Source organism: Cumulibacter manganitolerans, assembly GCF_009602465.1.
GTDB lineage: Bacteria > Actinomycetota > Actinomycetes > Mycobacteriales > Antricoccaceae > Cumulibacter > Cumulibacter manganitolerans.
Window position 1 is genome coordinate 51,388 of record NZ_WBKP01000013.1, and the last position, 25,286, is coordinate 76,673.

Below are 25,286 nucleotides of genomic sequence, written 5' to 3' on the forward strand. Positions count from 1 at the left end.
GCCTAGGATCGGCCACGTGACCAGTCTCGACGAGGACCTCGCCGCCGCCCTGCTCGCCCACGACGCCACCGTCGCGACCGCGGAATCCTGCACCGCGGGACTCGTCGCCGGCCGGATCGCCGACCGGCCCGGCTCGTCGGCGTACCTGATCGGCGGGTTCGTCACCTACGCGAATCGCGCCAAGACCGAGGAGGTCGGGGTGGCCGCCGACGTGCTCGACCGCGTCGGAGCGGTGAGCGAGGAGGTCGCTGTCGCGATGGCGCAGGGCGCCCGCGCCCGGCTCGGGACGACGTACGGCTTGTCGACGACGGGGGTGGCCGGTCCCGACGGCGGGACGCCGCAGAAGCCCGTGGGCCGCGTGCACATCGCCGTCGTGTCCGCCGACCGCACATGGCATCGCCGGCTGCAGCTCGACGGCGACCGGGCGCAGGTGCGCGCCGACACCGTCACCGAGGTCCTTCGGCTGCTCCTCGAGGCGGTCGCCACCGGCTGACGCACGGCGGACGCCGGGTCAGCGGGCGAACCGCGCCTCGCTGCGGGCGCGCGCCTTCGCCGCCTCCACGTCGCGGTTCTTCGGCGCGGCGGACGTCGTCAGCCCGTCGAGAAGCCGCTGGGTGGCGGCTGCCACCTCGGCGACGGCCTGGTCGAACACCGCCTGGTTCGCGGCGGACGGCGCCGTCGCGCCGCTGATCTTGCGCACGTACTGCAGCGCCGCGGCAGCGACCTCGTCGTGCGTGGCCGGCGGGGCGAAGTTGTGCAGGACCTTGATGTTTCGGCACATGCCAGCAACCGTACGACGGGTCGCGCGGGAGGGCCATGCCGCGACCGGCCCGCCTCGGCGATGGGACGTCTCGGGGCGGAAGCGCTGGGCTGTCGGCGCGATGGGGGACGATGGGGTCATGGGTGAGCCAACCTCCACCGCCGACGTGCACGCGGTGGTGTCCGCCTACCGGCTCGCGGCCGACCGCGGCAACACCGGTGATCAGCTGCGGGCGGCGCGCGCGGCCCAGGAGATCGGCCCGCACGACGCGCGGCTCCTCGAGCCACCGCTGGCCGCATCGCTGGTGGAGGCGCGCGCCGTCGTGGCGATGATCGAGATGCGATTCTCGGCCGCGGCGCGGCTGGCGGCCGCCGCGGCCGACGCCTGGCGGGACGCCGGCGAGCACGCCCGCGAGATCGGCCTGCGGATGGCCCGGCTCACCGCGCAGATCGCGGAGGAACACGATGCTTTCGCGGTGCTGCCGATGGCGGAGAAGACCGAGCACTTTCTCACCGCGTTGCGGGCCGCGGAGCCCGGCCGCCGGCGCCTGGTCGACGGACTGCTGACGACGGGGTTCGCCGTCCTGCGCATCGAACGGTTCGATCAGGCGCGCCGGTACTTCGCCGAGGCGCTGTCGCTGGCCTCCGACGACGGTGAACGTGCCCGGGCGCTCGGGGCGCGGGCGATCGCCGAGCTGCAGGCCGGGAACGAGCGGCGCGGGGTCCGGCTCGCAGAGCAGGCCGCGGCGCTGGCTCGCTCGGTGCGCGATGAGCTGCAGCTCGCGACGATGCTGCGGGTGCTCACGGCCGTCCGCGGCGCCGACGGCGATCGGCTCACCGAAGCGCTGGAGCTGGCGGAGGAGGCCGCCGACCTGGCGGAGCCACTCAGCGACGTCCTCCTGGCCTCGATCCTCGAGGTGCGCGGCCGGCTGCGCGTCGCCGCCGGCCGGGTGGACTCCGGCATCACCGACCTGCAACGAGCGATCCGGCTGCAAGGCGACAGTGCCTGGCAGCAGTCGCTCGCGGCCGAGGCCGGCGCGCTGGCCAGGGTGCTGCTCGACGTCGGCAGGGTGCACGACGCGCAGCAGGTGCTCGACCGGTATCGGGCAGCCCTGGACGACACCGTCGACGACGCGCGCATCGAGATCGACCAGCTGCGCTACGCCGTCGCGCTGCGCGGCGGCGACCACCGGCGCGCCGCGGCGTACGCCGAGTCGGTCGCGACGCGCATGGCGGCCGCACACCACAAGGACGCCGCCGCCGGTTACGAGGCGGCGGCCGACTCATGGAGCGTCGCCGGCGACGAGCCGCGGGCGCGGCTGATGCGCGACGAGGCCGCCCGCCACCGCCGGTGACGGACGGCGCCTATCGGAAGAAGCCGTGCGGCACGATCGACATCGACTTGAACGGCACGAGGTCGCGGCGGTAGGAGGCGTGCACCGCCGCCTCCGCCGCCTGTGCGCGGACGTTGGTCTCGGCGACCTCCACCAGCAGCTCCTCGACCCGCTCCTGCAGCGCGCTGACCTGGTTCTCCAGGTCGATGATGCGCTTGATCCCGGCGAGGTTGATCCCCTCGTCCTGGCTCAGGCGCTGCACCATCCGCAGCACCGCGACGTCCCGCGGCGAATAGCGGCGGCCGCCGCCGGAGGTGCGGCCGGGACGCACGAGCCCGACCCTGTCGTACTGGCGCAAGGTCTGCGGATGCATCCCGGCGAGCTCGGCGGCCACCGAGATGACGAATACCGGCGCATCCTCCGCCAGATGGTCGACCGGGACGCCGGCGAATCCGCCGCGGTTATCCCGCCCAGCCATGTCCACTCCTTCCGATCACTGCCATCGGTCCGTCCGCTACACGCCGAGGTGCGCGCGCGGATCCCCGCTCTGCAGCGCGGCGTATTTCTCGAGCGCCTCCTCGGCCTCGGCGGAGAGGTTCTGCGGGACGACGACCTCGAGGGTGACGATGAGATCACCGGCGCCCTTCTTGGTCTGGATGCCCCGGCCCTTGGCGCGCAGCTTGGCGCCGTTCTGGGTTCCGGCGGGGACCCGGAGGGTGACCGGCGCGCCGAGCGTCGGCACCTTGACCTTGGCGCCGAGGACCGCCTCGGCGTACGTGATCGGCACGGTGAGCGTCAGGTCCCGGCCGGCCAGCCCGAACAGCGGGTGCTTGGCCACGCGGGCCTTGACCAGCAGGTCGCCGGGCGGACCGCCGCCGACCCCGGGCTGGCCCTTGCCCTTCACGCGGAACTTCTGGCCGTCGTTGATCCCGGCCGGGACGTTGACGGTGACGGTGCGAGTCCCGGATGGACCGGTCATCCGCAGCGGCAGGCTGACGCCGTTGATCGCGTCGTCGAAGCTCAGGTCGACGCTTGCCTCGGTGTCGGCGCCCTTCTGCGGGCGGGGCTGGCCGTAGCCGTCGCTGAACCCACCGCGGCCGCCGGCGCCGCCGAACATGCCGCCTAGGAGGTCCGACAGGTCCGGGCCGCTGTCGTAGCCGCCCCGCCGCGCGCCCGCGCGGCCGAACAGGTCCGACAGGTCCTCAGCGTTGAAGGTCTGCGAGTACCCACCGGGGTGGCCCCCGCCGAAGCCGCCGGGGAACCCGCCGGCGCCGGAGAAGCCGCTGGCGGCCAGCCGCTGCGCCTCGTCGTACTCGGCGCGCTTCGTCGCGTCACCGAGCACGCCGTACGCCTCGGAGACCTCCTTGAACCGTTTCTCCGCGGCAGCGTCCCCAGGGTTCTTGTCGGGGTGCAGCTCGCTGGCGAGGCGGCGGTAGGTCTTCTTGATCTCCGCGGCACTGGCGTCCTTGGCGACGCCGAGCGCGCCGTAGTAGTCCTTCTCGAAGTAGTCCTTCTGGCTCATCGATCCTCCTGTCGTTCCAACGTGACGCGAGGCGAGGATGAGCGACGCCTACGTGGCCGCCGGCCGAGACCGGCCGGCGGCGCGATCGAGTGGGCAGGGGCGCCGGGCGCGGCGCGCACATCGAGCCACGCACGTTCGTGCTCACGCATGCCGTTCACCCGGACGCTCCTTCTGCTTCTCGTTCACTCAGGTACGACGACCGCAACCATCGCCTCGCGCAGCACGCGGTCGCCCTGCCGGTAGCCCTTGCGCATCACCGCGCCGATCTGCTCGGCGTCGACCTCGGCCGACGAGTGCTGCGCGACGGCCTGGTGGATCTGCGGGTCGAACGGCTCGCCCTCGGCGCCGAACGCCTCGAGGCCGGCCTCGCCGAGCACCTTGCGCAGGGCGTCGGCGACGGTCTTGAACCCACCGGTCAGGTCACCGTGCTGGTCGGCCCGGTCGATGTCGTCGAGCACCGGCACCAGCTTCGAGATCAGCGCCGCCTGCGCCACCGGCACCATCGTCTCGCGCTCGCGATCGGCGCGCCTGCGGTAGTTGGCGTACTCCGCGCTGACTCGCTGCAGGTCGCTGGTGCGCTCGGCGAGCTCCTTGGTCAGCCGGTCGATCTCGGTCAGCTGCTGCTCCGTGGGGACGTCGGCCGGCCCGCTGTCCCGGCCCTTCTCGGGGCTCGCGTCCGCGGCGGCGTCGGCGGACGGCGCGTCGGTGCCCTCCCGCGCTCCGCCGCCCTGCTGGGACGGCGTACGGGGGGCGCCGCTCTCGTCGTTCACGCGGCGGTTGTCGCGGATCACGATCGGCTCCTGCTCGTCACGATTCTGCTCACTCATTGACAATCCTCAATGCAGTCGGGGATCGGGTCGGTCGGGACCCGGCGGCCCGGGGCGAACCGTTCGGTCCGCCCCGGGTACGCCGGCGTCGCGCCGGCCGCTACTTCTTCTCGTCCTCGTCGTCCACGATCTCGGCGTCGACGACGTCGTCGTCGCCGGCCTGCTGACCGGAGCCGGGAGTCGCCCCGGGCTCGCCGGCACCGCCGGCCGCCCCGGACTGGGCCTGCTCGTAGATCGCGGCGCCCACCTGCTGCGTGAGGTTCTGGACCTTCTCGTGCGCGGTCTTGATCGCCTCGACGTCCGAGCCGCCCAGGGCACCGCGCAGCTCGCCGATCGCGTCGTTCAGCTCTTCCTTCTTGTCCGCGGGGACCTTGTCACCGTTCTCGGCCAGGAACTTCTCGGTCTGGAACAGCAGCGCGTCGCCGTTGTTGCGGACCTCCGCCTCCTCGCGGCGCTTCTTGTCCTCCTCGGCGTGCGCCTCGGCGTCCTTCATCATCCGGTCGATCTCGTCCTTGCTGAGCGCCGAGCCACCGGTGATCTGCATGGACTGCTCCTTGTTGGTGGCGAGGTCCTTCGCGGTGACGTGCACGATGCCGTTGGCGTCGATGTCGAAGGTCACCTCGATCTGCGGGACACCACGCGGCGCCGGCGGCAGACCGGTCAGCTCGAACATCCCCAGCCGCTTGTTGAACTGCGTCATCTCACGCTCGCCCTGGAAGACCTGGATCTGCACCGACGGCTGGTTGTCGTCGGCCGTCGTGAAGATCTCCGAGCGCTTGGTCGGGATCGTGGTGTTGCGCTCGATGAGCTTGGTCATCACGCCACCCTTGGTCTCGATGCCCAGCGACAGCGGCGTCACGTCGAGCAGCAGGACGTCCTTGACCTCGCCCTTCATGACACCGGCCTGCAGGGCGGCGCCGACGGCGACGACCTCGTCCGGGTTGACGCCCTTGTTGGGCTCGCGGCCGCCGGTGAGCTCCTTGACGAGGTCGGTCACGGCGGGCATGCGGGTCGAGCCGCCGACCAGGACGACGTGGTCGATGTCGCTGACCGAGATGCCGGCGTCCTTGACCGCCTGGTTGAACGGCGCCTTGGTGCGCTCGATCAGGTCCTGGGTCATCCGCTGGAACTCGGCGCGGGTGATCGTCACGTCGAGGTGCATCGGCCCGTCGGGACCCGCGGTGATGTACGGCTGGTTGATGGTCGTCGACTGCGAGCCGGAGAGCTCGATCTTCGCCTTCTCGGCCGCCTCACGCAGGCGCTGCATGGCGAGCTTGTCCTTCGACAGGTCGACGCCGTGCTCGTTCTTGAACGTCTTCACCAGGTGGTCGACGATCCGCTGATCCCAGTCGTCACCGCCGAGCTGGGTGTCTCCGGAGGTCGACTTGACCTCGACCACGCCGTCGCCGATCTCCAGCAGGGAGACGTCGAAGGTGCCGCCACCGAGGTCGAAGACCAGGATGGTCTGCTCCTTCTCGCCCTTGTCCAGGCCGTACGCGAGCGCGGCCGCGGTCGGCTCGTTGACGATGCGCAGCACGTTCAGGCCGGCGATGTCGCCGGCCTCCTTGGTGGCCTGGCGCTGGGCGTCGGAGAAGTACGCGGGCACGGTGATGACCGCGTCGGTCACGGTGTCGCCGAGGTAGGTCTCGGCGTCGCGCTTGAGCTTCTGCAGCACGCGGGCGGAGATCTCCTGCGGCGTGTACTTCTTGTCGTCGATCTGCACCGTCCAGTCGGTGCCCATGTGGCGCTTGACCGAGCGGATGGTGCGGTCGACGTTCGTCACGGCCTGGTTCTTGGCGGCCTGGCCGACGAGGACCTCGCCGTTCTTGGCGAACGCGACGATCGAGGGGGTGGTGCGAGAGCCCTCGGCATTGGCGATGACCTTCGGCTCGCCACCTTCGAGGACGGAGACGACGGAGTTGGTCGTTCCGAGGTCGATACCAACAGCACGTGCCATGGGGTGTTTCTCCTTCTTGGGTATCGGTTGTGCCTGCCTCGCGGGGATCCGGCGGGGCGTAGGTGAAGACTTGAGTCGATCTTGCTCAACTTTACATCTTCTCCAACGCGCACCTTCGCTGAGTCATTCCCGGATCCGGAACCGAAATCCGGGCCGCACCCGTCAGAGCGGCACCACCGTCCTGACCCGCTGGAAGGCGACGCAGATGACCGACCCGCGCACCCCGTACGACGCGCACGATCCGTTCGCGCTTCCCGCGGAGCCGCCCACGGCGCGGGCACCGCAGCCCACCGCACCGCCGCCGTACGGGGCGCCCGACGAGGAGTACGTGATCACGTCGGGCCTGCCGGCCGAGCCGGCCACGTACCGCAACGCCCCCGACCCGTTCGGTGGGACGCCGAGCACGGGGGCGTACGGCACGGGGTCCCGACGTCCGGGCAGCAGCCGGTGGGTGCTCGCGGCCGCCGCCGTCCTCGCGCTGGCCCTCGTCGCGGCGGCCGCCTACTTCCTGCTGATCAAGAAGGACGACGGCTCCTCCGCTCCCGCGGACGGGTCGCGCGCGTCGGCCCAGGGCAGGTCGTCCGCCCCGGGCTCCGAGCCGTCCGGAGACGCCTCCGGGTCGGCGACCGGCACACCGTCCGCTCCCGGCGCAGGCGCGTCCCTCGCGGGCAGCTACGACGTCAACGGGACGATCGCCGGCTACACCGGGCCGCAGACCGGCCAGCTCGGAAGCTCGGCGAAGAAGGCCGGCGATCCCGCCTTCAAGACCCCACAGACGTGGACGCTCTCCGGTGGCTGCGTGGCGGGCGAGCCCTGCGAGCTGGCGATCAGCCCGGGAGGCGCACAGCTCACCCTCACTCTCGACGGCGGCACGTGGAAGGGCACCGGGAGCGAGTCGATCCAGTGCTCCCCCGCCGGCCAGCCGACGGAGGCCACCGTCACCGTCGAGATCCCGCAGTCCGGCGGCACCGCCACGCGGACGCTCACCGCGACCTGCGGCCAACCGCTCACCGAGGTGGACACCCTCACGCTGACCAGGCGATGACGGCCGCCGCTGTGGCCCGGGCCCGTGGGCCCACGCTCGCCCCACGAGCGGGTCGCCCGGACGATGGTACGTTCGGAACCGTCAAACCACGGCGCCCTCATTCGCACCGAAAGGTGAGCTCATGCGGATCGCTGTGGTGGGTTGTGGCTACCTCGGAGCCACGCATTCGGCCGCACTGGCCGTCCTCGGGCATCAGGTCGTCGGCTACGACGTCGACGAGGCCCGGATCGAGGCACTGCGGCGCCGCCAGGCCCCGATGTACGAGCCGGGGCTGCAGAAGCTGCTGGCCGAGCTGCCCACCGAGTCGTTGTCGTTCACCACGGCACCGCGCGATCTCGACGGATGCGACGTCTTCTTCCTGTGCGCCGGCACCCCGGAGCAGGGCGACGCGGGAGCCACCAACCTCGACTACCTGCTGGCCGCCTTCGAGGCGGTGCTCCCGTCGCTTCGTCCGGGCTCCCTCGTCGTCGGCAAGTCGACGGTGCCGCTAGGTACCGCCGGCGGTCTGCACGAGCGGCTCACCGAGCGGTGCCCCGGCGCGCTGCTGGCGTGGAACCCGGAGTTCCTGCGCGAGGGGCACGCCGTGGAGGACAGCCTGCATCCCGATCGGCTGGTGTACGGCGTGGTGGACGGCGACCCCGCGGCGCTGGCCGTGCTGCACGAGGTGTACGCCGGCATCGAGGCCGAGGGCTGCCCCGTAGTGGTGACCGACCTGCCCAGTGCCGAGGTTGCCAAGCTCGCCGCCAACTGCTTCCTCGCCCTCAAGCTGTCCTACATCAACGCCGTCGCCGAGCTGTGCGAGAACGGCGGTGCGGAGGTTGCGGACGTCGCCGAGGTCATCGGCCGCGACCCGCGCATCGGCCCTGCCTTCCTCGGCTCCGGCATCGGATTCGGCGGCGGCTGCCTGCCGAAGGACCTCCGCGCGCTGGCTCATCGCGCCGACGAGCTCGCCGCCACCGGCCTCTCCGGTCTGCTCCGCGCGGCCGAGGCGGTCAACGACAGCAGCCGGGCACGCCTCGTCGACCTGGTCGTCCGGGAGGTCGAGCCCGGCGCTCGCATCGCCGTGCTGGGCGCCGCCTTCAAACCGGACAGCGACGACGTGCGCAGCTCGCCCGCGCTCGCGGTGGCCGCCGAGCTGGACCGGCGTGGCTACGAGGTGGTCGTCACCGACCCGATCGCCCTCGCCAACGCGGCGCAGTACTGCCCGGGCCCCGTCTACGAACCCGACCTGGGGACCGCCCTCAGCGGCAGCTCCGCGGTCCTGCTGCTCACCGAGTGGCCGCAGTACGCCGAGCTGGATCCGCACTATGCGGCCGGTTTGGTCGCCAGCCAGCGAATGTACGACGGGCGCAAGGCCCTGCCGACGGAGCGCTGGCGCTCAGCCGGGTGGCGGATGCACTCCACGGGCTCGCCGCGCGAGGTCGGGGAGACCAGCTATGTCTGACGCGCGCGCCATCGAGCCGCGCATGACGGTCGTGGTGGCGACCCGGAACCGGCGTGCCGAGCTGCTGCAGTCCCTCGCCCGGCACGAAGCCGCCGTGATCGTCGTCGACAACGCCTCCACGGACGGCTCGCCCGAGGCCGTGCGGGCCGAGTTTCCCCACGTCGACGTCGTGGCGCTCGATCGCAACCTCGGTGCGGTCGCCCGCAACCTCGGCGTGCTCCGGGCAGCCACCCCGTATGTCGCGTTCGCCGACGACGACTCGTGGTGGGCGCCCGGGTCGCTGAGCGCGGCCGCCGACGTTCTCGATCGGCACGCCGACCTGGCCGTGGCACAGGCGCGCATCCTGGTCGGCCCCAGCGAGCGGCTGGATCCGGTGTGCGCGGAGATGGCCGCCTCCGGCCTGCCCGACGGGGACCATCCGGGGCGGGCGCTGATCGGCTTCGTGGCCTGCGGTGCTGCGGTCCGCGTGTCGGCCTTCCTTGCCTGCGGGGGATTCGATCGAGTCGTTCGCTTCCCGGGGGAGGAGGAGCGGCTTGCCCTGGATCTGTGCGATGCAGGATGGGCGATGAGCTACCTGCCCCACCTCACCGTGCACCACCACCCCTCACCCAAGCGCGACGCCTCGCACACCCGCGTCCGGGACATCCTCCGCGGCCGGCTGCTGACCGCGGTCATGCGCCGCAGCTGGCTGACGGTGGCCGGCGAGGTGGTCGGCTGCCTGCGCGCCGGTCGGCCGGGGCTGCGGGCGATCGGCACGGCGATCCCGCGACTGCCGGCTGCCGTGCGCAACCGGCGTCCGGTCGGCCATCGCGCGCTGGCGGCGCTCCGAGACGCGAGCACGCCGCGCGATCACCCGCGCGACGTGCTCACCGGACCGGCGACGCCGGCGTCTACGGCCAGGAGCCCTCGAGCGGGTGCGCGATGAAGAGCTCGCGCACCTCGCTTCCCTCCGGCTGCTCCAGCGCGAAGCACACTGCTCGCGCGACGTTCGCGGGGTCGTTCAGCCGGGAGTCGTCGGCGGGACGGTACTGCTCGGTCCGGTCGTCGAAGAACCGCGTGTTCATGCCACCCGGGATCAGCTGGGTGACGCCGACCTCGCCCGCGAGCTCGGCCGCCAGCGCCTGGGTGAAGCCCAGCACACCGAACTTCGAGGCGCAGTACGCGGTCGCGTCGGACACTCCCTTGAGCGCGAGGGTGGAGGCCACGGTGACGATCCTGCCGCGGGATTCCCGCAAGAACGGCAATGCAGCCCGCACCGCCGATACCGTGCCGAGGAGGTTCACGCCGATGACACGCGTCCATTCCTCCACCGATACGTCCTCCAGGCGCCCGCACCGGTCGATGCCTGCGGCCGTCACGACTGCGTCGATGCCGCCCTGTGCGCCGATTCGGCCGATCACCTCGGAGACAGCGGCGTCATCCGACACATCGACCCGGTGGCTTTCGATACCGTCGGACTCATGCGGCCGCACGTCGAGCACCACCGCCTCGCCGCCCGCATCGACGACCGCGGAGGCGACCGCGGCTCCGAGGCCGCTGGCACCTCCCGTCACGACGACGCGTCCGATCTGGCGCTTTGCGGGGGCGTGCGATTCCATAGTGATTCTCTCCCGAGGTCGAGGATTGCAGCCATAGCGAGAAACCAGGCACTCCCGCAAAGGCCGTTCGGTTCGGCACTCTAGTCCTGAAAGGAGCCCCAGTGCATACGTCCGCGACTTCGCACGACATCGACGAGGTGCGCCGCCTCTCCATCACCGACCCCCGCGACGGCACGCCGGTCGGCGATCTCCAGGTGAGCGACGCCGCCGACATTGACCGCGCGATCGCCCGGGCGCGCGAGCAGCAGGCCCGATGGGCCGCGCAGACGCCCGCCGATCGCGGTGCCGCCCTGCGCGACATGGCTGATCGTCTCGAGGCCCACACGGACGAGCTGGCCGCCTGGAACGAGCGGGAGACCGGCAAGCTGCTCGACGACGCCAAGGGCGGGATCGCCGCGGCGGTCGGCACACTGCGCCAGTACGCCGAGCTCGGGCCGCTGCATCGGGGCCACAGCCTTCGCGGCCCCGCGACGGCGACCGACTACAGCGTGCGCGAGCCGCGCGGGGTGATCGCGGCGATCACCCCCTGGAACGACCCCGTGGCGGTGGCCGTCGGCCTCATCGCCGCGGCGCTGGTCACCGGCAACACGGTCGTGCACAAGCCGAGCGAACGCTGCCCGCACACCGGCCGGCTGCTGGGTGACGTTCTGGCGAGCGCGCTTCCCGACGACGTCCTGCTGACCGTCACCGGCGACGCGTCCACCGGTGAGGCACTGGTCCGCGACGAGCGAATCGACATGATCGCGCACGTCGGCTCCAGCGATGCCGGCGCGCGGATCGCCGCCATCGCTGCCGAGCGCGGCGCGCATGTCATCCGGGAGAACGGTGGCAACGACCCGCTGATCGTGGACCAAGGCATCGATCCGGTCTGGGCGGCCGAGCAGGCCGCGCTCGGGTCGTTCGCCAACGCGGGCCAGATCTGCGTCTCCGTCGAGCGGATCTACGTGCATCGCGAGATCGCCGATGCGTTCCTCGATGCGCTGGTGGGTCTGGCGAACGACCACCGATGGGCGGCCGGACAGCCGCTGGTCGATGAGCGGATGCGCACATCGGTCCATGACCAGGTCTCGGAGGCGGTGTCCGCCGGTGCGCGCGTGCTCGCCGGCGGATCGGTGCCGGCCGGGCCGGGAGCGCACTACCCGGCGACCGTGCTCTCCGGCTGCACCCCCGCGATGCGGGTCATGACCGAGGAGACCTTCGGACCGATCGCCCCGGTGCAGGTGGTCGACTCGTTCCACGAGGCGCTGCGGCTGGCCGCGGAAGGGCCCTACGGGCTGTCCGCTGCCGTGCTCACGGGCCGCATCGATCACGCGCAGGACGCCATAGCGCGCCTGCCGGTGGGTACGGTCAAGGTGAACGGCGTCTTCGGCGGCGCGCCCGGCGGATCCGCGGAGCCGCGCGGGGTGAGCGGCGCGGGCTTCGGCTACGGCCCGGAGCTCCTCGACGAGATGACCCGGGTGAAGGTGGTCCACATCGAACGCCCGCGGTACGCGGGAGACGACGGAGGCGCGCAGTGAACATCCTCGGCATCAACGCCATCTTCCACGACTCGGCGGCGGCGATCGTCGTCGACGGCGAGGTCGTCGCGGCCGCCGAGGAGGAGCGCTTCTCGAGGCGAAAGCACGCCAAGCGACCGGTGCCGTTCTCGGCGTGGGAGCTGCCCGAGCTGTCGATGCGGTGGTGCCTGCGGGCGGCGGGATTGAGCCCCGAGGACATCGACCTGGTCGGGTACTCCTTCGATCCGGCGATCGCCGCCGACATCCCCGACGACCCGTACGACCCAATGCGCCTGGACTACGCACGCCGCGCCCCGCGATTCATCGCCGACGCCCTTCCCGGCCTCGATCCGCAGAAGGTCCGGTTCGTCCAGCACCACATCGCGCACGCGGGGTCCGCCGGTCTGGCGGCGCCCGAGCGGACCAGCAGCGTACTCGTCGTCGACGGCCGCGGGGAGGCCCACTCGCACCTCGCCGGGACGTACCGCGACGGCGCTCTGGAGATCCTGCATCGGCAGCGGCTGCCGCACTCGCTCGGCCTGGTCTACGAGTCGCTCACCGACCACCTCGGCTTCCTGCGGTCCAGCGACGAGTTCAAGGTGATGGCCCTGGCGTCGTACGGAGAGCCGCGGTTCGCGCAGCAGCTGCGGGACACCGTGCACGCCACCGGAGACGGCGGGTTCGTCGCCATCGCGCCGGACTGGGAGCGGTTCGCCCCCCGGCGCGTCGACGACGGGACCTGGGGAGGCGCGCACGCCGACCTCGCGTCATCGGTCCAGCTGGTGGTCGAGGAGACGCTCGTCCAGCTGGCGACCTGGCTGCACGAGCGCACCGGCGACCGCGTGCTCACGATGGCCGGGGGCACCGCGCTCAACTGCGTGGCCAACTCGCGCATCTGGCGCGAGGCGCCCTTCGATCACGTCTGGGTGCAGCCGGCCGCCGGCGACTCGGGCACCGCCCTCGGCGCCGCGCTCCAGCTGGCCGCCGACAACGGCGAGCTCGGCACGCCGGCGAGCACCGCGGCCCTCGGGCGCAGCTGGACGGACGAGCAGCTCGCGCACTGGCTCCGGGAGGCGCAGGTGCCGTTCTGCTCCCCCGGCGACCTCGCCGGTGAGGTCGCCGACATCCTGGCCGACGACGGCGTCATCGCCTGGTTCGACGGCCGCAGCGAGTTCGGGCCGCGGGCTCTCGGTCGACGTTCGCTGCTGGCCAATCCGATGCGGGCGGCGAACCTGGAGCGGCTCAACGACGTCAAGGGCCGCGAGCAGTTCCGGCCCGTGGCACCCATGGTGCTCGAGGAACGGGCGGCGGAGATCTTCACCAACGGACCGCTGCCGAGCCCGTTCATGCTGTTCGTGCACGATGTCGCCCCCGAGTGGCGGGACCGCATCCCGGCGGTCACGCACGTCGACGGGACCGCCCGGATCCAGACCGTCTCCGACGCGGACAACCCGGGCATCGCCGCGCTGCTCCGGGCGTTCGCCGAGCGGACGGGTGTGCCGGTGATCGTGAACACCTCGCTGAACACCGCGGGACGCCCGATGGTCGACGATCCGCGAGACGCGCTCGAGGTGTTCGGCTCCGCGCCGGTCAGCGCGCTGGTGCTCGGACCGCACCTGGTCCGACGTGAGGCGTTGTTCGGCGCGGCTGGCCGATGAGCGACACCTCGGAACGCACCGGCTACGCGATCGTGGTGCCGACGATCGGCCGCGGGAGCCTGGAGCGCCTGATCGCGACGCTGCGCGATCAGGCGCTCCCCGACCCCACGCACCGACCGCGGGTCATGGTGCTCGTCGACGACCGGTCGGGCGAGCCGCCGGCGCTCACGGCGCCCTTCTCGGACCTGGGCTGGCCGGTGCGCGTCGTGCGGGGCTTCGGGCGCGGTCCGGCCGCTGCGCGCAACCGCGGCTGGCGCGTCGCGCGACGCTCCGGAGCCGAGTGGATCGCGTTCCTGGACGACGACGTGGAGCTTCCATCGGGCTGGATGACCGCTTTGGCGGCGGATCTCGCCGCGTGCGGTCCCCGCGCCGGCGCGACCCAGGGCCGCATCACCGTCCCCCTGCCGCCGGGCCGCCGGCCGACCGACTGGGAGCGCAACACCGCCGCGCTCGAGGGCGCGGCGTGGGCGACCGCCGACATGGCGTATCGGGTGGCCGCCCTCGAGGCGACCGGCGGTTTCGACGAGCGGTTTCCTCGGGCGTACCGCGAGGACGCCGATCTCGCGCTGCGCGTTCGGCGCAGGGGTTTCAGCCTGGAACGCGGCCGGCGGACCGTCGTCCACCCGGTCCGCCCCGCGCCGGCCCTGCAGAGCCTCAAGGTGCAGGCCGGCAACGCCGACGACGCGCTGATGGCGCGACTGCACGGACCTGGCTGGCGCGACGCCGCGGAGGTTCCGCGGGGTGCGTTCCGCCGCCACATCGCGACCGTCACGATGCTCTGCGCCTCCACCGGCGCTGCCGTCGCCTCGTCGCTCGTGCGCTCGTCCCGCGCGGCCAAGGCGATCCGGATGGTCTCCACCATCGGGGGCGCCGCATGGGCGGCGTCCACGCTGTCGTTCCTCTTCCGGCGGACTCGACCAGGTCCATCGCCACGCGACGACGTCTTCGCCGCGGAGCTGGGCCGCATGACGGTCACCAGCGTCGCGATACCGGTCGCGGCCACGGCCCACCGACTAGCCGGAATCATGCGGTGGCGGGACGCACGACCGTGGCCACCGACCGTGAAGGCCGTCCTTTTCGATCGCGACGGCACCCTCGTGCTGGATGTGCCCTATAACGGCGATCCCTCGCTGGTCACGCCGATGGATGACGCGCGCCGGGCGGTGCGGGCCGTCCGCGAGGCCGGCCTGCGGACCGCGGTCGTCTCCAACCAGTCGGGCATCGCGCGCGGCTTGATCACGGCCGAGCAGGTCGCCGCGGTGAACGCCCGGGTCGACGAGCTGCTGGGGCCCTTCGACTCGTGGCAGGTGTGCCCGCACGGGCCGGAGGACGGCTGCGCGTGCCGCAAGCCGCAACCGGGCATGGTGCGCGCGGCAGCCGCCGCACTGGGAGTCGAGCCGGCGGAATGCGTCGTCATCGGCGACATCGGCGCCGACGTCGACGCGGCGCAGCGCGCCGGCGCGCGCGCCATCCTCGTGCCCACGGCGATCACCCGGCCGGAGGAGGTGGCCGCTGCCCCCGAGGTGTGCGGCAGCCTGTCCGCCGCGGTGGACCTCGCGCTGGGTCAGCGATGAGCGGGACGCTGGCGGTCCGCCTGGACTCCGACGGCGACGTGCTGCTCACCGGTCCGGCGATCCGGGCGCTGGCCCGGCTGGGACCGGTCGACCTGCTGGCCAGTCCCGAGGGCGCCGCGGCCGGGCGCCTGCTGCCGGGCGTCGAGGACGTGCGCGTCTTCGCCGCGCCGTGGTCCGGCTTCCGGCCGCCCCCGGTGGATCGCGTCGCCGTCGACACCCTCGTCGACGACCTCGCGCGTCGGTGCTACGACCGCGCCGTCCTCTTCACCTCGTTCCACCAGAGCCCGCTGCCGATGGCGCTGCTGTGCCGCATGGCGGGCATCCCGCACATCGTGGGCACCTCGACCGACTATCCGGGATCGCTCCTCGACGTCCGGCACAAGCGGCCCGACCCGCCGGCCGGAGGCCACGAGGTGGACGCGGCGCTCGAGCTGGCGATGCTCGCGGGTGCTCCGGCGCCGCGACCGGAGGACCGGAGGCTGCAGGTCCGGCGGCCGCTCCCGCCGCCCCCGGAGGCGGTGCGGAGCGTGCTGTCGAGGAGTGCCGAGCCGCGCGCCGTGGTGCTGCATCCCGGCGCATCGGTGACGTCGCGGTCGCTGCGGGCCCAGCATGCCGCAGCGATCGCCGCCGTCCTCGCGGACGCCGGGCATCCCGTGCTCGTGACCGGCGGCCCCGGTGAACGCGCGCTGGCCGCCGAGATCGTCGCGCTGAGCAGCGAACGCAGCCGGGGGTGCGTCATCGATCTGGCCGGACAGACCTCGCTCGCCGAGCTGGCGGCCACCCTCGCCGACGCGGGCTGCGTGATCGTGGGCAACACCGGTCCGGCGCATCTGGCCGCTGCCGTCGGCACCCCGGTGGTGTCGCTGTTCTCCCCGGTGGTGCCGGTGGAGCGGTGGCGGCCGTACGGTGTCCCGTGCGAGGTGCTCGGCGACCAGCATGCGCGGTGCCGGGACACCCGGGCCCGCGACTGCCCGGTCCCGGGCCATCCCTGCCTCTCGAGCGTATCCGCCGTCGAGGTACTCGCCGCCGTGCGGCGGCTGCTGACGTCCTCACGACAGGAGGTGTGACATGCGAATCCTCATGTGGCACGTACACGGATCCTGGACGACCTCGTTCGTCTCCGGCGGCCACGAGGTGCTGCTGCCCGTCCTGCCCGATCGCGGACCGGACGGGCAGGGACGCGCGCGGACCTGGAGCTGGCCGCAGACCGCCCAGGAGATCACGCCGGATGACCTGCGCGACGCCGACATCGACCTCGTCGTGCTGCAGCGCCCGCACGAGATCGAGCTCGCGCACCGCTGGACCGGTCGGCGCCCCGGCACGGAGCTGCCGGCCGTCTACGTCGAGCACGACACCCCCCGTGAGACTGCGAGCGCGACCCGGCACCCGGTGGCGGATCGCGACGACATCACCCTGGTTCACGTGACCCACTTCAACCACGTGATGTGGGACAACGGGACGGCCCCCACCACCGTCATCGAGCACGGCGTGGCCGATCCCGGCGACCGCTACACCGGCGCCGATCCGAGCGCCGCCGTGGTGGTCAACCACCCGGTGCGGCGCGGCCGGCTGGTCGGCGCCGACCTGATGATCGACCTGGCGAGGCACCTGCCGGTCCACGTGTACGGCATGGGCATGTCCGAGCTCACCGGGCATGCGGCATTCCCGGTCGCCCGGCTGCACGACGACCTTCCGCAGAGCCGCATGCATCAGCAGCTGGCCCATCACCGGATGTACTTCCACCCGTACCGCTGGACGAGCCTGGGTCTGGCGCTGCTCGAGGCCATGGCGCTGGGGCTGCCCGTCCTCGGGCTGTCCACGACGGAGGGGCCGCGGGCGGTGCCGCCGGAGGCGGGTTTGCTCAGCAACAGCATGGCCGAGATACGCACTCGCGCGCGGCACTGGCTCGACGACCCTGCTGCCGCGCGGGCCGCCGGCGCGCATGCGCGCAAGCACGTTCTGGAGCACTACAGCCTCCCGCAGTTCCACGACCGATGGAACTGCCTGCTCAACCGGATCACCTGACGAAGCGATGCCATCGCGGGAGAAACGCTGGTACGTTCGAGGACGTACCAAAGCCGGTCGAGACCGCGGCGGCTGCTCTTCCTTCAGACATCGGACGGAACGCGGCTCGCGCTTCGCACGCAGCGCGAAACGCCATTCCTCCGGGGATCGAGCGTTCTATGAAGATCGCCATGATTTCAGAGCACGCAAGCCCGCTGGCTGCTCTGGGCGGAGTCGACGCCGGTGGCCAGAACGTCTATGTAGCAGCGCTTTCGCAGGAACTGTGCCGTAACGGGCATGAAGTGACGGTTTATACCCGCCGCGACGATCCCGATCTTCCGTTGACGGCGCGGATGCCGGGCGGTGCGGAGGTCGTGCACGTGCCCGCAGGCCCTGCGCGGCCGTTGCCGAAGGACGAGCTCGAGCCGTACATGGGCGAGTTCGGCCGCTGGCTCGCCGCCCGCTGGACCGAGGACGGCCGCCCGGATCTGGTGCACGCGCATTTCTGGATGTCAGGCATAGCGGCGATGCGCGCCACCGAGACGATTCCCATCCCTGTCGTGCAGACGTTCCACGCGCTGGGCGCCGTCAAGCGCCGCCACCAGGGCGGAGCCGACACGAGCCCGCCGGACCGCCTTGCCGTCGAACGCGACCTCGCCGAGCGGGTGGACCTGATCATCGCGACCTGCCGCGACGAGCGCAACGAGCTGCTCGCCCTCGGCGCGGATGCGGGCCGGATCAGCGTGATCCCGTGCGGTGTCGATCTATCCTGCTTCACGCCGTCGCCGCGAACGCGGCCGAGCGGTGCTCGTCCACGGGTGCTCGCCCTCGGCCGGATGGTCGAGCGCAAGGGCGTGGACGTCGTGATCGACGCCGTCGCCTCCCTGCCGGACGTCGAGCTGGTGATCGCCGGCGGACCGCCGCCGGCCGAGCTCCGCGACGACCCCGAGGCCCGCCGCCTGCAGGAGCGGATCGACCGGCACGGCATCACCGACCGCGCCCGGCTGATCGGACGGGTCGACCACGAGAAGACCGTCCGCGAGTACGCGAACGCCGACGTCGTGGCGTGCGTTCCGTGGTACGAGCCGTTCGGCATGGTCCCGCTCGAGGCGATGGCCTGCGGCCGCCCCGTCGTCGGCAGCGCGGTCGGCGGCCTGCTGGACAGCATCGATGCCGGGACCACCGGGCTGCTCGTGGCCCCTCACGACGCCGACGCGACCGCCTCGGCGATCCGCCGGCTCGTCGCCGACACGCAGCTGGCACAACGGATGGGCGCCGCCGGCCGGGACCGGGTCGAACGGCTCTTCGGGTGGAGCCAGGTGGCCAGGCTGACCGAGCAGGCCTACGCGGCGGTGATCGCCCGGCACGCGACGACCCACCCCGACGGTCGCGCCGGTACCCGGCGGCGGATGATCCGGCACGCCGCGGAGCTCAGCGCCGCGATCCGCACCCTCCACGAGACCAGCTCGGCCACCATCGACGGGTGGGCGGCGATGCTCGCCGACCTGCTGTCCTCCGAGGGCCGGCTGCTCGCGGTCGGCAACGGCGGCAGCGCGGCCGAGGCCCAGCACCTCACGGCAGAGCTCGTCGGTCGGTTCAAGGACGAGCGCATGCCGCTGTCGGCGCTGTGCCTGTCCGCCGAGACGTCGAGTCTGACGGCGATCGTCAACGACTACGGGATCGACGAGATGTTCGCCCGGCAGGTCGAGGCCCACGGCCGCTCGGGGGACGTCCTCGTCGCGCTGTCCACCAGCGGCTCCAGCACCAACGTGCTGCGCGCCGCCGAGCGGGCGCGCGAGCGAGGCCTGCGGGTCTGGGCGATCACCGGCCGCGCCCCGAACCCGTTGTCGTGCCTCGCCGACGAGACGGTCTCGGTCGATTCCTCGGACACCTCCGTCATCCAGGAGGTGCATCTGCTGATCGTGCACGCCCTCTGCGCCGCGTTGGACAGCCGGCTCGTGCCGCCGGAGGCTCCCCCGGCGTCCGCCCCGGCCACCGCGCCGATCGCCGCTCTCCGCGGCAACGAGACTCGCCGGGACGCGGCGCGGGTGGCCCCATGACGCGCCGGATCGTGGTGCTGGGGGACGCGCTGCTGGATCGCGACATCGAGGGCGAGTCGACCCGGCTGTGCCCCGACGCGCCGGTCCCGGTGGTCGACGTCCACGAGATCCACGCCAGCCCCGGCGGCGCCGGCCTCACCGCGCTGCTGTGCGCGCAGGCCGGCAGCCGCGGCGGCGCGTCGGCCACCGTCACCCTGATCGCCCCGGTGGCCGACGACGACGACGGCCGACGGCTGGTGTCCGCCCTCGGTGAGGTGCACGTCGTTCCGCTCGGTCACGAGGGACCCACGCGGCGCAAGACCCGCGTCCGCAGCGCCGACCAGACCCTCCTGCGGGTCGACGAGGGCGGGCCCGGAACGCCGCTCGACGTCGACGGCCGGCAGCTGCGAGAGCTGCTCGACGGGGCCGACGCGGTGCTGGTCGCCGACTACGGCGGCGGGGTGACCCGCGATTCGACGGTGCGCTCCGTGCTGACCGCGCACGCCGCGGCCGGCGGCACGATCGTGTGGGACCCGCATCCCCGCGGCGGACGCCCGATCCCCGGCTGCGCGTTGGTGACGCCCAACCTGAGCGAGGCCGGTGCCCTGCTGAGGTCCGACCAGCCACCGGACCTGCTCGCGAGCGGGCTGCGCTCGGCCCTGCGCGCCAAGGCCGTCGCGGTCACCGCGGGACGCGAGGGCGCCTACCTGTCGCAGGACGACGCGCGGCCGACCGCCGTCGCGTGCGAGTCGCGGGCGGCCGGCGGACGTGACTCGTGCGGAGCGGGTGACCGGTTCTCCTCGACGGCCGCGCTGGCACTTGCCGGCGGGTGCGACGTCGAGACGGCGGTCCGCGAAGCCGTCGGTGCGGCCACCGCATGGGTGGCCGCTGGGGGCGCAGCGGGCTTTCGTCAGTCACGAACCCGGCAGGACGACGCGACGGCACCGCGCCGTCCGGCCTCGGGTGGCGGCGACCGGCTGCCCGTCGACGTACGGCTGGTCCTGGAGCGGGTGCGAGCGCGAGGCGGATCCGTGGTGGCGACCGGGGGCTGCTTCGACCTGCTGCACGCCGGGCACATCGAGTGCCTCGAGTCGGCCCGCGCGCTCGGCGACTCCCTCATCGTGCTGCTGAACTCCGACTCGTCCGTCACCCGGCTCAAGGGGCCGGGACGGCCTGTCAACACGGCGGCCGACCGGGCACGCGTGCTGTCGGCGCTGGCGTGCGTTGACGCGGTCGTCGAGTTCGACGAGGACGATCCCCGCGCGCTGCTCGGCCTCATCCGACCGGACGTATGGGTGAAGGGCGGCGACTATCAGGAATCCGGGCTGACCGAGGCGCCGGACATCCGCGCGTGGGGCGGCCGCGTCGCGGTGCTGCCGTATCTCGACGGCCGCTCGACCACGGCCCTCCTGCAGAGGATGAGCCATGGACGATGAGGTGCTGATCCACGACCCCGCCACGATCGGGCCCGACGACATCCTCGTGCTGCGCGCCATCGGGCTCGGCGACGCACTCACGTCCGTCGCGGCTCTTCGAGGGATCCGGCACGGCTGGCCGCACCAGCGGATCGTCCTCGCCGCGCCGGCCTCGACCGGCCAGTGGCTGGCCTCGAAGGGGCTGGTGGACCGGGTGCTGCCGACCACCGGGCTGGACCCGCTCCCGCAGCTGCCGGGGGGCCACCTGGCGATCAACCTGCACGGCCGAGGCCCGCAGAGCCACCGCGTCCTCGCGGCCGGCAACCCCCGCGAGCTGATCGCGTTCGGCTGCCCGGCATCCGGGCACGAGGGAATCGAGTGGCGCCCCGAGGAGCACGAGGTGCACCGGTGGTGCCGGCTGGTCAACGAGAACGGCGGCAGCTGTGGGCCGCGCGACCTCCGGCTCCGGCTGCCCGCGGATCCGGGACCCGCGGCCGTCGTCGTGCTGCATCCGGGTGCCGCGGCGGCCGCCCGCCGGTGGCCGGCAAGCCGCTGGCGCGAGCTCGCCCGCCGACTGAGCGACGAGGGCCGGCGCGTGGTGGTCACCGGATCGGCGGCCGAGGCGGAGCTCGCCGACTCCGTCGCCAGGGGGCTGCCCGGCGTAACGAGCGTGGCCGGTCGCACCTCGCTGCCCGAGCTGGCCGATCTCGTGCGCGACGCCGCCGTCGTCGTGTCCGCCGATACCGGAATCGCGCATCTCGCGACCGCGTACGGCGTCCGGTCCGTCGTGCTCTACGGCCCGGTCTCCCCGTCCCTGTGGGGCCCGATCATCGACCTCGACAGGCACACCGTCCTGTGGCACGGTACCGAGGACTCCCCGCCGGGTGATCCGCACGGCACCGAGTGCGACCCGCTGCTGGCCCGGCTCGACGTCGAGGAGGTCGCGGCCGCCGTGACCGCGCAGCTGCTCATGGGCGAGGCACACGTCGTCCCGCCGCCCGGTGACGTGGCATGACGGCGGCCGGCTTCGAGCATGCGCTCGTCACCGGAGGCGCCGGATTCATCGGCAGCCATCTGTGCACGGCGCTGCGCGAGGAGGGAGTCCGGGTCACCGCCGTCGACAACCTGCTGTCGGGAACCCTGGCGAACGTCGCCCACCTCCGCTCCGACCCCGACTTCGTGCTGCTGCGGGCGGACGTCACCGAGGAGCTGCACGTCGCCGAGCCGGTCGATCTGGTGCTGCATCTGGCTTCCCTCGCCTCACCCGTGGATTACCAGCGGCTCCCCCTGGAGACCATGCGCGTGGGCGCGACGGGCACCGAACGGATGCTCGAGCTGGCCCGGGCGATGGACGCCCGTTTCGTGCTCGCCTCGACGTCCGAGGTGTACGGCGACCCGCTGGAGCACCCGCAGCCGGAGACGTACTGGGGCAATGTCAACCCGGTCGGCCCCCGCTCGATGTACGACGAGTCGAAGCGCTACGCCGAGGCGCTCACCATGGCCTACCACCGCACCCACGGGGTGCGCACCGGGATCTGCCGCATCTTCAACACCTACGGGCCGGCCATGCGTCCTTCGGACGGCCGCGCGGTACCGACGTTCGTCCGCCAGGCGCTCGCCGGTGAGCCGCTCACGGTCAGCGGCGACGGCTCGCAGACCCGGTCCGTCACGTACGTCGACGATCTGGTCCGCGGGATCCTGATGCTGGCGGCGAGCGACGCGCCGGGACCGGTCAACCTCGGCAATCCCCGCGAGCTGACCGTGCTGCAGCTGGCGCAGGACGTGATCGAGGCGGTCGGGTCGCCGTCGCGGATCGAGTTCATCGAGCGCCCGGCGGACGATCCCACGGTCCGGTGCCCGGACATCGCGCAGGCGCGGGATCTGCTGGGCTGGGAGCCGCGGATCGCCTGGGAGGAGGGTCTGCGCCGCATGCTGGCCAGCATCGTGCCGGCGTCCGACACCGTCTACGACCGGGCGGGGTCGAGCACCTGAGCGGTCGAGGACGACCGCTGCCGGGTGGACAGGTAGATCCCGACGCCCGCGCACGCCGCCAGGGCGGCGGCGACGGCGTTCATCGCCGAGAAGCTGCCCAGGACGCTCGCGCCGGCCGCGCCCAGCCAGGGCGCGATCGCCTGCGAGATGGTGATCGGCATGGTGAAGACGCCCACCAGCGCGCCGTACCGCTCGGGTCCCCACGTGTCGACGACCATCGTGGCGTGCATCAGGGTGCCGGCGCCGCGCGACGCGCCGAGCAGGATGGCCAGCGGGATCATCAGCCACACGGGGCCCGGCACGACGACGAACAGCAGGGTCGAAAGGACGAGCGCGGCGACGATGGTGAGGTTGCGCAGCATGCGCCTGCTGGGCGAGCCGAACCTGCCGAAGCCCAGCCGCCCGAGCAGCTGGCCGATCCCGATCACGCCGAGGACGGTGGCACCGAAGCTGTGGCTGAACCCGCGCTCCACCATCAGCGACACGATGGTCAGCCCCACCGCGAACCCGCACAGCGTGAACGTCGTGATGGACGCCGAGAGCCCGATGAAGCGCGCCGAGCGGACGATGGAGGAGACGCTCACGGTGCCCCCGGACTTCACCACCGGCGTCCACGATGGCGTGAGGAAGAACCACTGCAGCGGGACCAGGACGACGACCAGGATCGCACCGAGGATCAGCCAGGTGGTGCGCCAGTGGAAGACGCCGAGCAGCGCGCTGGTCAGCGGCGCGAACACCGTGCTGGCGACGCCGCCGGCGAGGGTGACGGCCGTGAGTCCCCGGACCCGCCGCTCGCCGAGCCAGCCCGAGCAGGCGGTGAAGGCGGCCTGGTAGAACAGCGTCGGCATCGCCAGCCCGAGGACCAGCCAGCCGGCGACGAGCTGCAGGTAGGAGTGCGCCGTCGCGACGAGCAGGATCCCCGGGATGGTGCCGAGCGCTCCCCCGACCATCACGTAGCGCGGTCCGTGCCGCTCGAGCACCCAGCCCAGAGGGATGCCGATGAAGGCGCTGGTCACCAGCCCGAAGGAGAACGCGCCGTAGATCGACGAGCGGCTCCATCCGGTGTCGGCGCTCATCGGGTCGGCCGCGACCGGCATCGCGTAGAACAGCACGCCCCAGGCCACCAGCTCGGTAATGCACAGGACGACGACGGCGCGGTTCAGCTCGGCGCTGAGGCCGGTGTCGCGGGTCCTCGTCATGGTCCTCATTGTGCAGCAACTACTTAGCGATGTTAAGCATTGCCGCGACGCCGCGTCCGGCGTCGGCGCTACGTGCGGGCGGTCATCACGTACGGGTCGTCCTCGGTGATGGCGACGGTGTGCTCGACGTGCGCGGTGCGCGAGCCGTCGGCCGCCCGCAGCGTCCACCCGTCCTCGTCGACGACCAGCTCGTCGGTCGACGCCATCAGCCAGGGCTCGATCGCGATGACCAGGCCCGGCTTGAGCTTCATGCCGCGACCGGCGGGACCGTCGTTGGGGATGTGCGGGTCGCCGTGCATCGTGCTGCCGACCCCGTGGCCGCCGAAGTCGGTGTTGAACCCGTAGCCCCCGCCGCGCATGATCGCGCCGATGGCGTGCGCGATGTCGCCGACCCGGTTGCCGGCCCGGGCCTGCGCGATCCCGGCCTCCAGCGCCCGGGTGGCGGTCTCGATCATCCGCTGGTCCTCCGGCCGGTCGGTACCGACGTTGAAGCTGATCGCCGAGTCGCACACCCAGCCGTCGACGGACACCGCGAAGTCCAGGCTCAGCAGGTCGCCGTCCCGCAGCCGGTAGCTGCGCGGCTTGCCGTGCAGGACGGCGTCGTTGACCGAGGTGCAGATGACGTAGCCGAACGGTCCCCGGCCGAACGACGGGGCGTAGTCGAGGTAGCACGACTCCGCGCCGCGCTCGCGGATCATCTCGTGAGCGCGGGCGTCGATGTCGAGCAGGTTGTCGCCGACCCGGACCTCCTCGCGGAGGGTGCTGAGCACGTGCGCCACGAACTCGCCGGCCGGCTTCATCGCCTCGATCTCACGGGGCGACAGGATCTCGATCATCGCTGCTTCTTTCATCGTCGGAAGCGTCCATCATCGCGCATCGCCGTGCCGCGCGCCGCGTACCCCGGGCGGCCGATGAGTTCGCGGCCGGTGCCCGGTCTGCACCAGTGAGGCCGGCGTACCGGACGTCGCCCGCAGCAGAGGAGCCCGCCATGCACCAGATGATCTTCGTCAACCTGCCCGTCGCCGACGTCGCGCGCAGCCGCGAGTTCTTCACCGGCCTGGGGTACAGCTTCGACGAGCAGATGTGCCAGGACGGGACCGCGCTCGCGATGGAGCTCGGCCCGAACATGTACGCGATGCTGCTGAGCCGTGAGCTCTTCGGCACCTTCCACGAGCAGCGGACGGCGGCGCCCGACCAGGTCGAGGTGCTCACCTGCCTGTCCGCGGGCGACCGCGACGAGGTGGACGCTCTGGTCGACAAGGCGGTGGCCGGCGGCGGGATCCAGGTGCGCCACGAGGAGAACGGCGACTGGATGTACGGCCGGTCGTACGCTGACCTGGACGGTCATATCTGGGAGATCATGTGGATGGACCCCCAGAAGGCGGCCGCGGCCGGTGCATTCGGCTAGCTCGCCCGACCGGAC

23 protein-coding genes are annotated in these 25,286 nt (G+C 72.4%); 15 read left to right on the plus strand and 8 right to left on the minus strand.

Features of this window, described 5'->3' with window-relative positions; genetic code table 11:
- Positions 1-16 precede the first annotated feature (16 nt).
- The gene (locus F8A92_RS07150) at positions 17-493 is read left to right on the plus strand and encodes a CinA family protein (RefSeq protein ID WP_228389274.1); all 477 of its coding nucleotides are present in this window, start codon (positions 17-19) and stop codon (positions 491-493) included.
- Positions 494-511: 18 nt separating this feature from the next.
- Here the strand turns inward: F8A92_RS07150 and F8A92_RS07155 are convergent, their stop codons facing one another.
- Positions 512-781 carry a DUF2277 domain-containing protein gene (locus F8A92_RS07155; protein ID WP_153504475.1) on the minus strand — a complete coding sequence of 90 codons (270 nt, stop codon included), beginning with the start codon at positions 779-781 and terminating at the stop codon, positions 512-514.
- A 118-nt stretch (positions 782-899) separates the two neighbouring features.
- Here F8A92_RS07155 and F8A92_RS07160 point away from each other — a divergent pair, with 118 nt between their 5' ends.
- Positions 900-2,114 (plus strand): hypothetical protein, encoded by a 1,215-nt coding sequence (locus tag F8A92_RS07160; protein WP_153504476.1) that lies wholly within the window; start codon positions 900-902, stop codon positions 2,112-2,114.
- A gap of 10 nt (positions 2,115-2,124) precedes the next feature.
- Here F8A92_RS07160 and F8A92_RS07165 read toward each other — a convergent pair whose 3' ends face one another.
- From F8A92_RS07165 to dnaK, 4 genes are all read right to left on the minus strand, one after another.
- Positions 2,125-2,571, minus strand: a complete 447-nt coding sequence (locus F8A92_RS07165) for a heat shock protein transcriptional repressor HspR (RefSeq protein ID WP_153504477.1) — start codon at positions 2,569-2,571, stop codon at positions 2,125-2,127.
- A gap of 36 nt (positions 2,572-2,607) precedes the next feature.
- The gene (locus F8A92_RS07170) at positions 2,608-3,615 is read right to left on the minus strand and encodes a DnaJ C-terminal domain-containing protein (protein ID WP_153504478.1); all 1,008 of its coding nucleotides are present in this window, start codon (positions 3,613-3,615) and stop codon (positions 2,608-2,610) included.
- A gap of 182 nt (positions 3,616-3,797) precedes the next feature.
- The gene (grpE, locus tag F8A92_RS07175; RefSeq protein WP_153504479.1) at positions 3,798-4,442 is read right to left on the minus strand and encodes a nucleotide exchange factor GrpE; all 645 of its coding nucleotides are present in this window, start codon (positions 4,440-4,442) and stop codon (positions 3,798-3,800) included.
- A 100-nt stretch (positions 4,443-4,542) separates the two neighbouring features.
- Positions 4,543-6,399: a molecular chaperone DnaK gene (gene dnaK / locus F8A92_RS07180; protein ID WP_153504480.1), complete on the minus strand. Its 1,857-nt coding sequence runs from the start codon at positions 6,397-6,399 to the stop codon at positions 4,543-4,545.
- 205 nt (positions 6,400-6,604) lie between these two features.
- Between dnaK and F8A92_RS07185 the strand changes: the two genes are divergently transcribed.
- The 3 genes from F8A92_RS07185 (at position 6,605) to F8A92_RS07195 (ending at position 9,813) form a co-directional block, all read left to right on the plus strand.
- Positions 6,605-7,444: a hypothetical protein gene (locus F8A92_RS07185; protein ID WP_153504481.1), complete on the plus strand. Its 840-nt coding sequence runs from the start codon at positions 6,605-6,607 to the stop codon at positions 7,442-7,444.
- A 121-nt stretch (positions 7,445-7,565) separates the two neighbouring features.
- Positions 7,566-8,888 carry a UDP-glucose dehydrogenase family protein gene (locus F8A92_RS07190; protein ID WP_153504482.1) on the plus strand — a complete coding sequence of 441 codons (1,323 nt, stop codon included), beginning with the start codon at positions 7,566-7,568 and terminating at the stop codon, positions 8,886-8,888.
- The gene (locus tag F8A92_RS07195) at positions 8,881-9,813 is read left to right on the plus strand and encodes a glycosyltransferase family 2 protein (protein WP_153504483.1); all 933 of its coding nucleotides are present in this window, start codon (positions 8,881-8,883) and stop codon (positions 9,811-9,813) included. Before F8A92_RS07190 ends, F8A92_RS07195 begins: the two co-directional genes overlap by 8 nt.
- Here F8A92_RS07195 and F8A92_RS07200 read toward each other — a convergent pair.
- Complete coding sequence (locus tag F8A92_RS07200) at positions 9,779-10,486, minus strand: SDR family oxidoreductase (RefSeq protein WP_153504501.1); 708 nt, start codon at positions 10,484-10,486, stop codon at positions 9,779-9,781. The two genes, F8A92_RS07195 and F8A92_RS07200, sit on opposite strands and share 35 nt — an antisense overlap.
- 101 nt (positions 10,487-10,587) lie before the next feature.
- On the opposite strand from F8A92_RS07200, the gene F8A92_RS07205 reads away from it, so the two are divergent.
- The 9 genes from F8A92_RS07205 (at position 10,588) to F8A92_RS07245 (ending at position 22,664) form a co-directional block, all read left to right on the plus strand.
- Positions 10,588-12,003 (plus strand): aldehyde dehydrogenase family protein, encoded by a 1,416-nt coding sequence (locus tag F8A92_RS07205; RefSeq protein ID WP_228389275.1) that lies wholly within the window; start codon positions 10,588-10,590, stop codon positions 12,001-12,003.
- Positions 12,000-13,640: a carbamoyltransferase family protein gene (locus F8A92_RS07210; RefSeq protein ID WP_153504484.1), complete on the plus strand. Its 1,641-nt coding sequence runs from the start codon at positions 12,000-12,002 to the stop codon at positions 13,638-13,640. The genes F8A92_RS07205 and F8A92_RS07210 overlap by 4 nt, the downstream gene beginning before the upstream one ends.
- Positions 13,637-15,214, plus strand: coding sequence for an HAD-IIIA family hydrolase (locus F8A92_RS07215; RefSeq protein ID WP_153504485.1), 1,578 nt, complete (start codon positions 13,637-13,639; stop codon positions 15,212-15,214). The genes F8A92_RS07210 and F8A92_RS07215 overlap by 4 nt, the downstream gene beginning before the upstream one ends.
- Positions 15,211-16,281 (plus strand): glycosyltransferase family 9 protein, encoded by a 1,071-nt coding sequence (locus F8A92_RS07220; protein WP_153504486.1) that lies wholly within the window; start codon positions 15,211-15,213, stop codon positions 16,279-16,281. The genes F8A92_RS07215 and F8A92_RS07220 overlap by 4 nt, the downstream gene beginning before the upstream one ends.
- Position 16,282: 1 nt before the next feature.
- Positions 16,283-17,239 carry a glycosyltransferase gene (locus tag F8A92_RS07225; protein WP_153504487.1) on the plus strand — a complete coding sequence of 319 codons (957 nt, stop codon included), beginning with the start codon at positions 16,283-16,285 and terminating at the stop codon, positions 17,237-17,239.
- A 170-nt stretch (positions 17,240-17,409) separates the two neighbouring features.
- Positions 17,410-19,278, plus strand: coding sequence for a glycosyltransferase (locus F8A92_RS07230; RefSeq protein WP_228389276.1), 1,869 nt, complete (start codon positions 17,410-17,412; stop codon positions 19,276-19,278).
- A complete protein-coding gene (gene rfaE2 / locus F8A92_RS19265) occupies positions 19,275-20,693 on the plus strand; it encodes a D-glycero-beta-D-manno-heptose 1-phosphate adenylyltransferase (RefSeq protein ID WP_153504489.1) in 1,419 nt (472 codons plus the stop codon). The genes F8A92_RS07230 and rfaE2 overlap by 4 nt, the downstream gene beginning before the upstream one ends.
- Positions 20,683-21,687, plus strand: coding sequence for a glycosyltransferase family 9 protein (locus F8A92_RS07240; protein ID WP_153504490.1), 1,005 nt, complete (start codon positions 20,683-20,685; stop codon positions 21,685-21,687). The genes rfaE2 and F8A92_RS07240 overlap by 11 nt, the downstream gene beginning before the upstream one ends.
- A complete protein-coding gene (locus tag F8A92_RS07245; RefSeq protein WP_153504491.1) occupies positions 21,684-22,664 on the plus strand; it encodes a UDP-glucuronic acid decarboxylase family protein in 981 nt (326 codons plus the stop codon). Before F8A92_RS07240 ends, F8A92_RS07245 begins: the two co-directional genes overlap by 4 nt.
- Here F8A92_RS07245 and F8A92_RS07250 read toward each other — a convergent pair.
- Both F8A92_RS07250 and map read right to left on the minus strand, forming a co-directional pair.
- Complete coding sequence (locus F8A92_RS07250; protein WP_194291397.1) at positions 22,637-23,863, minus strand: MFS transporter; 1,227 nt, start codon at positions 23,861-23,863, stop codon at positions 22,637-22,639. The genes F8A92_RS07245 and F8A92_RS07250 overlap by 28 nt on opposite strands.
- Positions 23,864-23,931: 68 nt before the next feature.
- Complete coding sequence (gene map / locus F8A92_RS07255) at positions 23,932-24,714, minus strand: type I methionyl aminopeptidase (RefSeq protein ID WP_228389277.1); 783 nt, start codon at positions 24,712-24,714, stop codon at positions 23,932-23,934.
- Positions 24,715-24,851: 137 nt separating this feature from the next.
- Between map and F8A92_RS07260 the strand changes: the two genes are divergently transcribed.
- On the plus strand, positions 24,852-25,271 hold the full coding sequence (locus F8A92_RS07260) for a VOC family protein (protein ID WP_153504493.1): 420 nt from the start codon (positions 24,852-24,854) through the stop codon (positions 25,269-25,271).
- The last annotated feature ends 15 nt before the right edge of the window (positions 25,272-25,286 follow it).